The organism is Brasilonema angustatum (assembly GCF_059505445.1).
Genome location: NZ_JCACKO010000145.1, coordinates 97496 through 112067, shown reverse-complemented (window position 1 = coordinate 112067; position 14572 = coordinate 97496). Strand labels below are relative to the sequence as shown.

Sequence of the window (14572 nt, the reverse complement as noted above, 5' to 3'; positions counted from 1 at the left end):
GTTATACGCAAACGTTTGCACTCCAAAACTGCTGCCTTGAAGTTTTTCATAAGTAAAGACAAAAGTAACCTGAAACAAGGTATGCTGTTTTACCAATAAATACCACTACTACTAAAAGTCGTGAAACAGAATAAACTTAACAAAATAAGTAACAATTTTTTGTATTGAGTGCCCGCTGGGTCCAGCAAGCAACACCCATGTCTAGGATAGAGAATCAATTTAGCGTGCATTTTTGGGGGGTTCGTGGCAGTATCCCCTGTCCGGGACCACACACCGTTCGTTATGGCGGTAATACCCCTTGTGTAGAGATGCAAGTGGGTGGCAGACGTTTAATTTTTGATGGAGGCACAGGACTGCACGTTTTAGGGCAATCTTTGTTGCCTAATATGCCGATAGAGGCACACGTTTTTTTCACCCACTCGCACTGGGATCATATGCAAGGTTTCCCTTTCTTTTCCCCAGGATTTGTCAAGGGAAATACTTTTCATATTTACGGTGCGATCGCCCCCGATGGTTCAACCATAGAACAGCGTCTTAATGATCAAATGCTGCACCCAAATTTTCCTGTTCCCTTGCAGATTATGCAGGCAAATTTAGATTTCTACGACGTTATATCCGGGCGACCGATTCACATTCATGACATTATCATAGAAACAGCTCCACTCAACCATCCGGGAGAAGCGGTCGGGTACAGAGTCAACTGGCGTGGTGGCGCTGTAGCTTATATTACTGATACGGAACATTATTCTGACAGACTAGATGAAAACGCCCTGCGCTTAGCTCGTAACGCTGACATTCTGATTTACGATTGCACCTACACTGATGAAGAGTATAATTCCCCAATTCAGCCTAAAATTGGTTGGGGACATTCTACATGGCAAGAAGCTGTGAAGATCGCCAGATCCTCTAATGTCAAAACTCTGGTCATTTTTCATCACGACCCATCCCATGACGATGAGTTTTTGGATCGTGTCGGACAAGAAGCAGCACAAAAATTTCCTAATGCTATCATGGCACGTGAAGGAATGGTAGTTCAAGTTCCCGTACCAGTCCCTTTATCAGAATCTTTTCCCATTAGGAAATTTTCGACTTACAGATTGCAGTCGGAGCAACTTTAAATTTTGGATTAGATTGGTGATAAGGAGCTTTCAGCAATCAGTCGCTAGCACACAACTCGTGCAGAACAATGAGGAGCTTTTCGCCGGAGGAGGTGTCAACGAACAGTTGCACAAGCGTCCCCACCCTACGGGAAGGCATAGGGCTTTGGTTCTAAGAACTGTATTAGCTGACAGCTTAATATAACCTCAAATCCCAAAATCGACGTGCTAAATTTGTCTCAAAATGGGTGTTCTGTGTGGGTAACTTCTTCAACCGAATTGGCTCGAACTCCAACTTTTGTTGCTCTTGGCAAGTTTGACGGCGTACACCTTGGTCATCAGAAGGTTATTCAACCGATATTGCCGCCCTTCAAGAGGGCAGAAAACGTAGGGAACTTTGCCGAAACGCTGTTTGCGTCCTCTCAAACTCCACACGTTTACTCGACGGTTGTCACCTTTAATCCTCATCCACAAGAATTTTTTACTGGGCAACCTCGTACTTGGTTAACACCACTGGATGAAAAAATTCATCAGTTACAATTGCTGGGAGTAGAACAACTCGTCCTGCTGCCTTTCGACAAAGAATTATCTACCTTATCTGCTGAACAGTTTGTAGAAAAGATTCTGGTGAAACAACTGCAAGCTGCCCAAATTAGCGTTGGGCAAGATTTTTGCTTTGGTTCCAACCGCAGTGGTACAGCGCTAGATTTGAAATTGATCGCCGCCCAGTACGGCATTCCTGTTTGTATCGTTCCTCTAGAAACCTCTGCAAGTCATGGATCTACAGACAGGGGTGGTGTCAGTGTTGCTTGGGCCGAGGAAACTCGCATTAGCACTTCACTCATCCGGCAACTTTTACTCATCGGCGATCTTCAAAGCGCAAATCAACTGTTAGGACGTGCATACACTCTTATCGGTACTGTCATTAAAGGTCAACAACTGGGCAGAACTATTGGCTTTCCCACAGCCAACCTACAATTACCGAAAGACAAGTTTTTGCCCTGCCACGGTGTCTATGCTGTTCGTGTTATCGTCTACGATGAAACATCAGACAATCCAGAGAATATTTACTTAGGTGTGATGAATATAGGTCATCGCCCAACGGTAAATGGTACGTATCAATCTGTGGAAATCCATCTGTTAGATTGGTCTGGTGATTTGTATGGCAAAAAGCTGATGGTGCAACTAGAAAGATTTTTGCGACCAGAACAAAAATTTTCTTCTCTAGAAGCCCTAAAAACACAAATTCAACAAGACTGTAATGTCGCTAGAGCTTTTTTTCGTGCAGAGTCTTAGTTTAGCTTATTGGGGGAATACTAAGAGGATGTCTGTCTCAAAAGTGTCATTTTGTCATTCTCAGTAGAGCGAAGTGAGACTAGTACTGTTTTGAGGGAAACGTCGGTGGAAGCAACTGGTGAGTCCAGTCCTGCACCGACGTTTTCCGCATCTTGGGATTTAACTTTCCCGTTGGGCGGAACGAGGAGTTCCTTTTTACCGTCAAACTTTGAGATACTGATACGTGTGTTGCATTCATACTTGTCACCTTACCCTGCCCTCACGGGCACTTTTCTCCAAGGCATGCCAAGGGGGCACTTGGTGAGATGATTTCGCCGCAACTTGGTATGAGCGTCCAAGGTGCACACTACCCGTTCATGTACATTCACAAATTAAATGTCGCTATTTCACAAATTAATGTCGTTTTTTTATTCATAAAACCCTTACCATGCAAGGGTTTTATTTTTAAGGTGATTTTGGCTACTCTTTTATAATTTAACATATTATAAGTCGTTAACACTATTTTTTCACTAATTAAACGTCGCTTATTTGGATAAGCGGAAAATACACTTAATTATTTTTCATAAATTAAATGTCGTAAAGTGAGACGTTTGATAGTACATTAGTTTTATTAAGAGCGAGAAATCCTCCACTTATTGCTGTGAGGTGAAAAATGTCTCAGGATTCACAAAATTCTCTTGTCATGGATACGGACGATGAGCATCCTCAAATCGGGTCTAAGGGTAAGTTGATAAACAGCCACAAGCTTCCATCTAACGAATTGCTCACAGACGAAGTTAATTTGCGGATGGAGGTCATTCAAAGTTTGACCGAGCCATGCGATCGCAAAACCTATGCGATTAGAAAGAAAGAAGCTGCTGAAAAGCTAGGTGTGTCAATTCGGCAGGTAGAGCGCTTACTGAAGAAATGGCGAGAAGAAAGATTGGTTGGGCTAGCGACTACGCGATCAGATAAAGGAAAGTATCGTCTTGACCAGGAATGGATTGATTTTATTATTGATACTTTTAAGCAAGGCAATGAGGGTAGCAAGCGGATGACCCGACATCAAGTGTTTCTTAGGGTCAAAGGCAGAGCCAAGCAACTTAACCTGAACAAAGGAGAATACCCCAGTCATCAGTCAATCTATCGAATTCTCGATGAATATATCGAACAGAAGCAGAGAAAGCTAAAAGCACGAAGCCCAGGTATGTTAGGGGAACGACTAACGCATATGACCCGTGATGGGCGAGAACTGGAGGTAGAGTGCAGTAATGATGTTTGGCAATGTGACCATACTCGTTTGGATGTGAGGCTTGTAGACGAGTATGGAGTTTTAGATCGTCCTTGGCTAACGATTGTTATCGATTCCTACTCCCGCTGCTTAGTGGGGTTTTATTTGGGATTTGATCATCCTAGTTCCCAAATTGATGCCTTAGCTCTACGTCATGCGATTCTTCCGAAATCTTATAGTTCTGAGTATCAATTGCGTAACGAGTGGCGAACTTACGGAAAGCCCAATTACTTCTACACAGATGGTGGAAAAGATTTTACTTCCATCCACACCACACAACAGGTTGCAGTGCAAATAGGTTTTAATTGCGCTCTCAGAAGACGACCATCAGATGGTGGAATTGTTGAACGTTTTTTTAAAACGCTTAACGAGCAAGTATTAAATCTCTTACCTGGATATACGGGTTCAAACGTTCAAAAACGACCAGAAAATGTTGATAAAGATGCTTGCCTGACTCTCAAGGATTTAGAGAAGGTTATAGTACGTTACATTGTTGGCGAATATAATCAGCATACCGATGCCAGGATGAAAGACCAATCTCGGATTGGACGATGGGAAGCGGGATTGATGGCAGACCCATATCTTTATGATGAATTGGATTTAGCGATTTGTTTAATGAAGCGAGAACGCCGCAAAGTCCAAAAGTACGGCTGTATTCAATTTGAAAACTTGACCTATCGAGCAGAGCATTTGAGAGGTCGAGACGGAGAAATTGTGGCATTTCGATACGATCCTGTCGATGTAACTACGCTTTTTGTATATAAAATTAATGCAGACGGAACAGAAGAGTTTCTTGATTATGGTCATGCTCAAGGTTTTGAAACTGAACGCCTATCTTTACGAGAACTAAAGGCTATTAATAAGCGAAAAAAAGAAGCAAGCCAAGAAATCAATAATGACTCGATTTTAGAGGCAATGCTCGACCGTCAAGCTTTTGTAGAGCAAATAGTAAAACAAAATCGCAAGCAGCGCCGAGAAGCAGCAAATGAGCAAGTTAATCCTGTAGAGTCGGTGGCTAAGAAATTTACTGTCCCTGAACCAAAAGAAATCGCGGTAGAGAGTGAACCAGAAGCAGAGCTACCAAAATACGAAGTTCGCTACATGGATGAATTCTATGAAGAAGATTAGGTATAGAACATGACAACAAATGCAATCTCGCTTGCCAAGCAATTTGGCGTTATTGAAGAACCCACACCAGAAGTACAAGCTGAAATTGAACGTTTAAGTCGTGAACCTTACTTAGAACTAGATCAAGTGAAATATTGTCACGCTTGGATGTATGAGTTAGTTATCTCTAGGATGACTGGTCTATTGGTAGGAGATTCACGTTGTGGAAAAACAGTCACTTGTAAAGCTTTTGCACATCGTTACAACAAGTCACGACAGGCGAAGGGACAGCGATTGAAGCCTGTAGTTTACATTCAAATTCCCAAAAATTGTGGTTCCAGAGATTTTTTTATTAAAATCCTCAAAGCGTTAAATAAACCCTCAAACGGAACTATTTCCGACTTACGAGAACGAACGCTAGATAGTCTCGCCATACATCAAGTTGAGATGCTGATTATTGATGAGGCTAATCACCTAAAGTTCGAGACATTCTCAGATGTACGGCATATATATGATGATGATAATTTGAGAATTTCTGTTTTGCTTGTTGGTACTACAAGTCGTCTTCTGGCAATAGTTAAACGAGATGAGCAAGTTATTAATCGCTTTCTAGAACAGTTTGAGTTAGACAGATTAGAGGATGCACAATTTAAACAAATGATTCAGATTTGGGAACGAGATGTTCTCAGATTACCGGAAGAATCGAAATTGGCAAGTGGAGATAACCTCAAGCTTTTAAAGCAAGCGACTAAGAAATTAATTGGTAGGCTTGATATGATTCTTCGCAAAGCAGCAATTCGCTCATTACTGAGGGGGCATAAAAAGGTTGATAAGGATGTATTGAAAGAAGTCATTGCAGCATCTAAATTGTGATATGGAAGAAAATGTAGATGAAAAAAGACAACTTTGGCTAACCAGAGTCGAGCCTTATGAGGGAGAAAGTATCAGCCATTTTTTAGGTAGATTTCGACGCGCAAAAGGGAATAAATTTTCTGCCCCTAGTGGATTAGGTGATGTTGCAGGACTTGGGGCAAAGTTGGCGCGTTGGGAAAAGTTTTATTTCAATCCCTTCCCGGCTCGTCAAGAATTGGAAGCGTTGGCAGCTGTAGTGGAAGTTGATGCTGATAGATTACGAGAAATGCTACCTCCACCTAGTGTAGGAATGAAGCACAGTCCCATTAGGTTATGTGGAGACTGTTATGCAGAGTCGCCTTGTCATAAAATCGAGTGGCAATTTAAAGTCACTGTAGGATGCTATCGCCACAAGTTACGCTTGCTATCAAAATGCCCTGTTTGTGGAAAGCCTTTTCCTATACCAGCTTTATGGGTGGAGGGGCATTGTCCGCGATGTTTTACACCTTTTGCCCAAATGGCGAAGTCTCAAAAGTATTATTAAAGCCTGCTTGAAGAATAGCGATCGCCGTTCCTTTAATAAAGCCGTAGTAACAAAATACGGCTTTTGGCTCTTACTAAAGCCAAGTATAAACATAACAGTCACATAAGAATCACAAGTAAGGTAGCAGCGCAAACTGCCTTCAGGCATGGTTTTCAAGTCTTTTGCATTTTGAAATCTAATGCCGATCAGCCTTCTCAGTCACATGACAGTCACATAAGAATTATACATATTTAGCGGTTAGGGGATTCACGCCCAAAATGGTACATACTTGGCGTGTTTTCTAGATGTATTGTCTGGATCGTAGGGTTTGATCAAGCCTTCATTGATTGTATCGGAAATAATACGGGAAGCCATTGAATAATTTTCGTCTTTTATGGAGAAGCGCTCTCGTAATGATGAGTTTGTCATGTGGTCATTTGAGACATGGCGTAAGCAAGCATGTTGGTAACAAGCTCGAACTCTATCTGCTTTATCCATATCAGTCAATTTTTTGTAAGCAAAAAGAGTTACTTGTGTGTGATTATTCGTCACCCTAAATTCTGGGGCTGGTAACTGAAAAAGTTCTACCGCATTGATAACTTTGTCAATACCGCTTCCCCGCTCTTCGCAAATATTTATACGACGCATGAAAGCAGCTAAGTCTTCGTTACGAGAACGAGGTGGTTCGTCAATAAACCGCATTGTATCGATAAGCGGGACTCCTGGATTGGTAATCTCAATCCTATCAGAGAAAATTTCAATTATTGGTCCAGTTCCAGTTATATTAAAATCTTGGTGAATAATTGCGTTTGCAACTAATTCTCGAATAGCAATTTCTGGGTACATTCGCTGTTCTTGACGAAAAGCTTTACCAATGCGTTCATTTTTAGGTAATTGGTCATTAATAAACTCCACTATTTCTTCATAATCAATAGCATAGCCTTTAAAGCCAGTTAGCTCTTGCTGGGTTTCAATCCGATTTTTCCCTTTGTAAATTACAACCCGGATTGCTTTACGTGACAAACGCTCAAAAACTTGCAAGTCTTTAGCGAAGAGGATAACACCTAAATTTGTTATATCAAATTTATTATCGATTCTTTTGACAATAAGCTTTTCTGAAACTAGCCGATTTATGATGCCATCTCTATTATTAGGTAAAGATTGTTTGGTTAAATCAAAATAGGCTGGATAATTTATATTTTTTATTACTTCATCTGCCGTTACATGTTCTGAAGCAATTCCTTTTTCAAATGGTTCAAGAGAAAATAAAACCCATAGTTTTCGTTCTTTTTCAAGAAAATCTCTAAGTTTTTGTTTGCAACTTCCTACACGAATATATTCAGTTCCTCTAAAACCCACAGGAACGTGAGTCGCTTTGGGTATTTCAAAAATTACTATATCTTTACCTTCATAAGGAAATTCATGTATTTTAAAATTGATTCGAGGGGATAATTGTGTTGCTAACCAATTTTCTAATTCTTGATTTCCAATTTTTTTTAATCGAGGCTTAAAAGTAGTACCGATGATTTCATGGTTATCGTTGTTTACACCCCAAACTAAATAAGCAGTATTTTTGCCGTGCAAAGTAGCTGAATTTGATAACGCTGACAAGTATTCGCCTATATCATCTGGACTACTGTTATTTACTTTGAATTCAACCCATTCTGTTTCGTGGGGTAAGGATGTTAACCCTGAAAGCAATGATTCTAAATAACCTGTGTCCATTTTGTTAATTCAAAAATTCAAAATAACTAGAAACCGTAAAAATACTTATAAATAAGAGGTGTAAAGCATGACTTTAAAGACTTCAATCTCTATAAAACTATTTATTCTGCTTTACTTAAATAGTTTTTGAAATAGTAATCAATAATTGTTAATTAGACAGATAAATATATCTTCCAAAAAGCAGCATTTTTGAAAATTTTAGAAGCTGTGGGTGTACAGATTAAACTACAAAATTAGTTATTAATTATATCGCATGACTACTGGAAAGCGATCGCACTTATTTCTCTTCCTCTACCGATTTAGTAATATCGCATGGCTACTGGAAAGCGATCGCACTTATTTCTCTTCCTCTACCGATTTAGTAATACTGTTTTATATACTCGTAAGCTTTCCCAAACAACTCCTTATCCTGATGCAGCGTATATTTCAACAGGGTTTTACGCAATGCCTGCTTGACTTCCCGTTCCCCAGCGCTAGTTTGTTGCCATCCTGGAAACCTGACCAAACGCACGATTTCATCAATATCATTGACAATCCGCTCAACCATTTTCGGGGTTTGGTCGTTGCGGACTTCCATAAACAATTCGGTCAGCGCTGCCTTACCCCTGTCTTCGTCTTCCTCAACGGGTGTGTCTTTCTCTGCTTGAACTAAATCCCTTGCCAGGTCGAGCAGTTCCTTGAGAAAGGTAACGCTGTAGATTTGCCCTTGCTCGTGCCGTTCTTTCAGGGCTTCCAAGCGCTCTGATAATGCCAGGAAGCGCTGATTACCGATATGCTTGTGAAGGCGACGGGCGATTTTAATTTCAATTTCCTTGGATTTTTTGCGCGGATCGGGGGAATTAAGGACAACTTCTAACAGTTCGGCATCCAGCACAATTTCCTCAAGGTCATCACGCACCGCTTCCACATGGACGTTTTGGTGGATCAGTTCGATGGTTTTTGCCCCTAGGGCGTGCCAAATGAGTTTGCCCATACCCGTTGTTGGTTGTACGGACACATACACTTGAGACAGCCACCTGTAATCTGCTTCGTGCTGTTGCAAGATGGGGTCGGGTGATAGTGCTTCCCACAAATCAGCAAGGTAGCTGTAATCAGCGGCAAAGGTATCGCGGACATCGTTGTTTGGCAGACAATCTTGGGCAGCGATAAGTCCTTCATATCCCGTCAAAGTGCGGTCTACTCCTGGGAAGTAGACGAGGCATTTTTGTATTGCACCAGGAAGTTGGTCTTTCAGTTTGGCAATACCCGATACTACTTGCTGGAAGCCTTGTTCATCAAATTCCAGCGCTTGTGCAACATCATCAAACACACCCAGGTAATCTACTACCAATCCGTGGGTTTTCTTATCGCCGTAGGTGCGGTTGGTGCGGCAAATCGCTTGCAGGAGGGTATGCGCTTTCAGGGGCTTATCCAAATACATCGCTTGCAGGATAGGCGCATCAAACCCGGTCAGTAGCTTGGCTGTGACTACCAATAATTTCATCGGATCGTTGGAGTCGCGGAACCTGTCTAGTAATTTTTCTTCTTGGTCACGGGTGCGATTATAGGGTTTAAAGCGTTCATCTTTGCCCGTGGCGGAAATAACAATTTCGCTGGCTTCGCTGGGCAGGTGTTTGTCCAACTCAGCTTTGTACAGCAGACAGCATTCCTGGTTATAGGTGACAACCATCCCCTTAAAGCCATTGGGGGCGACTTTTTCCTGATAGTGCTGGGCAATGTCAGCACAGATGTTAGCAATGCGGTCGGGTACTTTAACCAGCACTGCCATTCTGGAGGCTGCTTTGGCAAGGTTTTCCCTGTCTAAGTCGGACAAGCCCCCTGTTAACTCGGCATAGGCTTGGTCGATGGCATCTTTATCAATATGCAGTTCCACCAAACGCGGCTCAAAATGCAGTGGCAGTGTTGCCCCGTCGCGGATGGACTCCTCAAAGCCGTACCGACTCATGTAACCGCGTTCGTCTTCTTCTGCCCCAAAGGCGTAAAAGGTGTTGCGATCGCTGCGATTAATAGGTGTTCCGGTAAAGCCAAACAGGAAAGCATTTGGTAAAGCAGCACGCATTTTGATACCCAGATCGCCTTCCTGGGTGCGATGGGCTTCGTCTACCAGCACGATGATGTTATCCCGGTTATTAAGGACACCATCCGCTTCGCCAAACCTGAAAATTGTGGTGATGATGATTTTGCGGGTATCCTGCTTCAGCAACCGTTCCAATTCCGCACGGGTTTCTGCTTTCACTAGGTTGGGAATATCTGAGGCGTGAAACGTAGCGCTGATTTGGGTATCAAGGTCAATACGGTCTACGACAATCAACACCGTAGGATTACGCAGTTGCGATTGTAGCCTCATCTTTTGCGCGGCGAACACCATCAGCAGGGATTTTCCTGACCCTTGGAAGTGCCAGATTAACCCTTTCTTGGGTCTGCCAGCCACTACGCGGTCAACGATGCGGTTGACGGCTTCATACTGTTGATAACGACAAACGATTTTTAAACGGCGCTTTTTCTTGTCCGTAGCGAATAAGGTGAAGTGGTTCAGAATATCCAGAATCACCCAGGGGCGTAGCAGGGAGGTAATTGTGTGCTTGAGGGAGGCAAGGCTTGATGGAGGTGCGTTATCATCCAACCGCCACACGCCCCATAACTCAACGGGCATTCTGATAGAACCATAGCGCAGTTCTTTGCCTTCTGTGGCGACGCTAAACACGTTGCAGGCAAACAGTTCTGGGACGTTTTTCTCGTAATCGTCATGTACCTGCAATGCCCCATCAATCCAGCTTACCGCTTTCCGCACAGGGGTTTTGGCTTCAATCAGCACCAAAGGCAAGCCATTCACCAGCAACACTAAATCGGCACGGCGTTCAGCAGGACCAGCACGGAAGGTGTACTGGGTAGTAACTATGTATTGGTTGTTATCAAGGTTTATGGGATCGATCAGGCGTACCGTGGTGTGTTCGTGGTTTTCGCCAAACGGCATCGAGCGATCGCCACGCAACCAAGCGGTAAATTCCTCGTTTGCCTTGATAATCCCATCGCTACGTACAGACAGCACAATCGCCCGCAGGCGGTACAACACTTCTTCAGCGCGGTTGGGGTTGGCAGCGATTTCTGGGTTAAGGCGGATGAGGGCATCGCGGAGGAAAGATTCAACGAAGACATCTTGCGGCTGGCGGGGGATGTCTTGGGTGGGTAGGAAGTGCCAGCCAACACCTTTAAGTTTGTTACCATTACGGGATAAGCCAGGATCTGGGGGTGCGGTTGCTGTGATCCTCCCACAGAGGAGGTCACGTACCAAGGCTTCGACGGTGTTGGCTTCGTTGAACATTAAACTCTCCTAGTAAACAATTGAGTTTAATAAGTTTTTCTTTAGTGCTAAAGCCCTTGAAATTTGAGCTTCAAGGTTTGTTCTTGCTGATCTGATTGCTCCAACCCTGATAATGATGTTCCTTTGCTCACTCAATGAAGGCAATGGGATTAAAATATTACATAAGTTAGATGCATTGACATTTGCTTGACTGACTCCTTTTGTAGCAAAAGAAACAACCTGACGACGACCAAGTGGGCAGTTCAAGAACTCTGTAAGATATTCAGGAATAATCCTTTCTTGGTTAGCACAAATTCTTATTAGGTAAGAAGCAAAAACATGTTCGCCTTTTAACGTATACATTCCTGTTCTTCCTACAAGCTCGTAAGAGTTTGTTCTGTTAAAAAGGATGTCACCATCTTCCAGGCGATACATATCAAAAGTTGATTTATCTAAATCAACGTATCGAATATCATTCTCGATAACCTCACCTTCGGACAGATTCATCATTCGTATAATGGGATACTTTCCTTTTTCTACTGGTGCATTTGATAAACCGTATTGAGTTTTAGTGATCACCTCACCAATTGGAACAATTGGTCTATTTTTTGTTACTGAGCCGACTTGAGTGTGGTAAGAAACAGAACCTTCTTTAACACCTCGGATTTCTTCATAGGTCAAAGAATTAAAGAGGTTATCTGTTGCGACAAGAGCTTGTTGGAATTTATCAAGTACTATTTCGCTTTCAGAAAGAACCTGCGCTATCCTCCTCTGCTCCTCCAGTGACGGGAGGGAGAACTCTTCCTTTGCAAGGGTTTTCCAGTTGATGGTTGGTGACAAAGACCCTACAGAAATTGCTTTGGCACGTTCCATAAACAAGTCACTCTGCATAAAGAAAGGTAGAAAACCTGGGTCAACAACGGCTGGTTTTGCACGCAGGACTAAAGCGTGTGCCGAACAAATACCGTCAAAATCAGCAACCGCAACTTTACGCTGATAAACGCGACGGCGACCAAAAATAATATCCCCTTTGCGGAAGCACAGCTTTGTTGCTTCCACGTCAGACGGCGTACCCCATCGCCGGATTTTTAGCGAATCTGGATCAAGGTGTTCTAACCCAACGTAATACTCAACATCAGCCTCACTTGGATTGTCGATGCGTTCATTGACATTAGTTGCTATCTGGTCAAACCGCCAAACTTGCCACCCAGGCTTAAGCGATCGCTCACTCATCGCTGCTACCCTCCCTCAAAACAAGACCGTCAAGCATATCCACCACGCTGTCCATCTGTTGCCAGAAATCCCTGCCAGACTGCTCCCAATCATCCCAAACCTGGGCAAGGGTTTTGTTTTCCTGTGTTTGCTTGATGGGTGTTGCCCGCCGGACATACAACGGTATTGACAAGCTATAGTCCTGAGCAGCGACTTCTTTTAAAGTTGCAACTGTGGCAAAACCAGGTTCATCGCTATAGTGCTGGTAAGCATTGAGGATGCGTGTCTGGTGTTCCGACTTGAGGAAACTCTGTGCCTGTACGCGGGCGACTTCGTGAATGGCATCAATAAACAGCACTTTCCTTTGGTGATCGCGGGGTTTGCTGGTACGACAAATAACAATACACGCTTCCATTGGTGAGTTGTAAAACAGGTTTGCCCCCAGCCCCAGCACGCATTCTACCAAATCTGCTTCCACCAGCTTTTGCCGCATTTGGGCTTCTTCCTTGCGAAACAGCACACCATGCGGGAAAAGAATCGCACAGCGTCCGCTTTTGGGGTTGAGGCTTTTTAAAATATGCTGGAAAAAGGCATAATCAGCGCGTCCTTGAGGCGGTGTACCCAAAAAGTTACGCCCCCACTGGTCAGTTTGAAACGCTTCGCGATTCCACTGTTTGATGGAGTAGGGCGGATTTGCCAGGACTACATCAAACGTTCGTAGGCGATCGCTTTCAGTAAAAGCAGGACGTTCGAGTGTATCCCCCCGCATAACTTGGTAATCATCCACACCATGCAGCACCAAGTTCATCCGGGCAATGGAGGCGGTCATGTGGTTGCGTTCCTGCCCATACAGCTTCAGGGTACGATATTCACCCCCCTTGCGCTTAACTTCCGCCAGTGCGGAAATTAACATTCCTCCCGTACCGCAGGTGGGGTCATAAATGCTTTCGCCTGGTTCCGGTGCAAGCATCTGTACCATAAAATGTACCACAGTGCGGTTGGTGTAAAATTCTTGGGCGGTATGCCCGCTGTCATCAGCAAATTGGTTAATCAGATACTCGTAGGCATTGCCTAACTCATCTTCGGGGACGTTCGCCAGCGATAATACCACACTGGAAAAATGCTCTAGCAGGTTTTTCAGCGTGTAATCGGGTAGGCGTTCTTTATTTGTCCACGGCGCATCCCCAAAAATCCCATCTAACCGACCGGGGTTAGCGGCTTCAATTTTCCGCATGGCATCCTGCAAAGCACGCCCTACGTCCTTGGCAACAATACGAATATCCTTCCAGTGAGCGCCATCGGGGATAATAAAACGGTCATTGGCGGTTTCAATGGCATAATTTGCATCACCCGTTTCTTCTAACGCCTGCGTAAAATCCTCATCCCAAACATCGGACAGGCGCTTGTAAAACAACAGCGGAAAAACAAATTGCTTATAGTCTCCGGCATCGACAAGTCCGCGCAGGATGGTGGCTGCACCCCAAAGGTAACTTTCTAGGGCTTGTTGGGTGATATGTTTGCTCATTCCAGCCATCCCCCTTCCAACATCACCTGGCGCAACTGTTCCTCAGCGTCGCGGCATTGTGTCAGGGCATCCTTAAAGGCAGCAACTGCTTCCTCCAATGGTGGAATATCTGCCCCAATTGGCGGTAAAACATAGCGCGATATATTCAGCGTCCAGCCTTCCTTCTCAATTTCTTTGGTTGTCACCACACGCGCACGGTCTTCAACATCAATTAAATCCTGATACCATTTGAGAATATCAGCAGCGTGTTCTGGTTCCAAGAAGTTTTGGGCGCGACTTTTGCGGAACAGAGATGAAGCATCGGCAATTAAGACCTTACCCACCCGTGCTTTAGGTTTACGCCGACGCAACACCAGTATACAAGCAGCCAGCCCCGTGCCATAAAACAAGTTAGGTGCTAACCCAATCACAGCTTCTACAACATCCATTTCCAGCAGAGTACGCCGGATTTGTCCTTCCACCCCACCCCGGAACAATGCCCCTTGCGGCAACACAACACCCATCCGTCCGTGGGGTTCTGCCATTGATTGGATCATATGCTGTACCCAGGCGAAATCACCGCTTTTATCGGTTGGCAGACCAGCAAACGCCCGTCCCCACGGGTCAGTTTCCCAAATCTCTCGTCCCCATTGTTCTAAGGAAAAGGGCGGGTTGGCAATCACTA

The 14572-nt window shown here is 44.0% G+C and carries 10 protein-coding genes; 5 read left to right on the top strand and 5 right to left on the bottom strand.

Going from position 1 to position 14572, the window contains the following annotated elements:
• Positions 1-197: 197 nt before the first annotated feature.
• The 5 genes from AC5JM2_RS29900 to AC5JM2_RS29880 all read left to right on the top strand — a co-directional run bounded on the left by AC5JM2_RS29900 (position 198) and on the right by AC5JM2_RS29880 (position 6166).
• The gene (locus tag AC5JM2_RS29900; protein WP_495838824.1) at positions 198-1118 is read left to right on the top strand and encodes an MBL fold metallo-hydrolase; all 921 of its coding nucleotides are present in this window, start codon (positions 198-200) and stop codon (positions 1116-1118) included.
• A 204-nt stretch (positions 1119-1322) separates the two neighbouring features.
• Entirely contained in the window at positions 1323-2393 is a 1071-nt protein-coding gene (locus tag AC5JM2_RS29895; RefSeq protein WP_495838822.1) for a bifunctional riboflavin kinase/FAD synthetase, read from the top strand.
• Positions 2394-3045: 652 nt separating this feature from the next.
• Positions 3046-4791 (top strand): transposase, encoded by a 1746-nt coding sequence (locus AC5JM2_RS29890; protein WP_495838820.1) that lies wholly within the window; start codon positions 3046-3048, stop codon positions 4789-4791.
• A 9-nt stretch (positions 4792-4800) separates the two neighbouring features.
• Positions 4801-5643 carry a TniB family NTP-binding protein gene (locus AC5JM2_RS29885; RefSeq protein ID WP_495838818.1) on the top strand — a complete coding sequence of 281 codons (843 nt, stop codon included), beginning with the start codon at positions 4801-4803 and terminating at the stop codon, positions 5641-5643.
• Position 5644: 1 nt separating this feature from the next.
• Entirely contained in the window at positions 5645-6166 is a 522-nt protein-coding gene (locus AC5JM2_RS29880) for a TniQ family protein (RefSeq protein ID WP_495838816.1), read from the top strand.
• 246 nt (positions 6167-6412) lie between these two features.
• Here the strand turns inward: AC5JM2_RS29880 and AC5JM2_RS29875 are convergent, their stop codons facing one another.
• The 5 genes from AC5JM2_RS29875 to AC5JM2_RS29855 form a co-directional block, all read right to left on the bottom strand.
• Positions 6413-7870 carry an ATP-binding protein gene (locus AC5JM2_RS29875; protein ID WP_495838814.1) on the bottom strand — a complete coding sequence of 486 codons (1458 nt, stop codon included), beginning with the start codon at positions 7868-7870 and terminating at the stop codon, positions 6413-6415.
• A gap of 358 nt (positions 7871-8228) precedes the next feature.
• Positions 8229-11192, bottom strand: a complete 2964-nt coding sequence (locus AC5JM2_RS29870) for a type I restriction endonuclease subunit R (protein ID WP_495838813.1) — start codon at positions 11190-11192, stop codon at positions 8229-8231.
• A gap of 9 nt (positions 11193-11201) precedes the next feature.
• Positions 11202-12230 carry a restriction endonuclease subunit S gene (locus AC5JM2_RS29865; protein WP_495838811.1) on the bottom strand — a complete coding sequence of 343 codons (1029 nt, stop codon included), beginning with the start codon at positions 12228-12230 and terminating at the stop codon, positions 11202-11204.
• A gap of 166 nt (positions 12231-12396) precedes the next feature.
• The gene (locus AC5JM2_RS29860) at positions 12397-13908 is read right to left on the bottom strand and encodes a type I restriction-modification system subunit M (protein ID WP_495838810.1); all 1512 of its coding nucleotides are present in this window, start codon (positions 13906-13908) and stop codon (positions 12397-12399) included.
• A complete protein-coding gene (locus AC5JM2_RS29855) occupies positions 13905-14570 on the bottom strand; it encodes an N-6 DNA methylase (RefSeq protein ID WP_495838808.1) in 666 nt (221 codons plus the stop codon). Before AC5JM2_RS29855 ends, AC5JM2_RS29860 begins: the two co-directional genes overlap by 4 nt.
• Positions 14571-14572 lie beyond the last annotated feature (2 nt).

Coding starts and splice junctions, on each gene's coding strand:
- AC5JM2_RS29900 (WP_495838824.1), top strand. CDS start 198: ATGTCTAGGATAGAGAATCAATTTAGCGTGCATTTTTGGGGGGTTCGT.
- AC5JM2_RS29890 (WP_495838820.1), top strand. CDS start 3,046: ATGTCTCAGGATTCACAAAATTCTCTTGTCATGGATACGGACGATGAG.
- AC5JM2_RS29885 (WP_495838818.1), top strand. CDS start 4,801: ATGACAACAAATGCAATCTCGCTTGCCAAGCAATTTGGCGTTATTGAA.
- AC5JM2_RS29880 (WP_495838816.1), top strand. CDS start 5,645: ATGGAAGAAAATGTAGATGAAAAAAGACAACTTTGGCTAACCAGAGTC.
- AC5JM2_RS29875 (WP_495838814.1), bottom strand. CDS start 7,870: ATGGACACAGGTTATTTAGAATCATTGCTTTCAGGGTTAACATCCTTA.
- AC5JM2_RS29870 (WP_495838813.1), bottom strand. CDS start 11,192: ATGTTCAACGAAGCCAACACCGTCGAAGCCTTGGTACGTGACCTCCTC.
- AC5JM2_RS29860 (WP_495838810.1), bottom strand. CDS start 13,908: ATGAGCAAACATATCACCCAACAAGCCCTAGAAAGTTACCTTTGGGGT.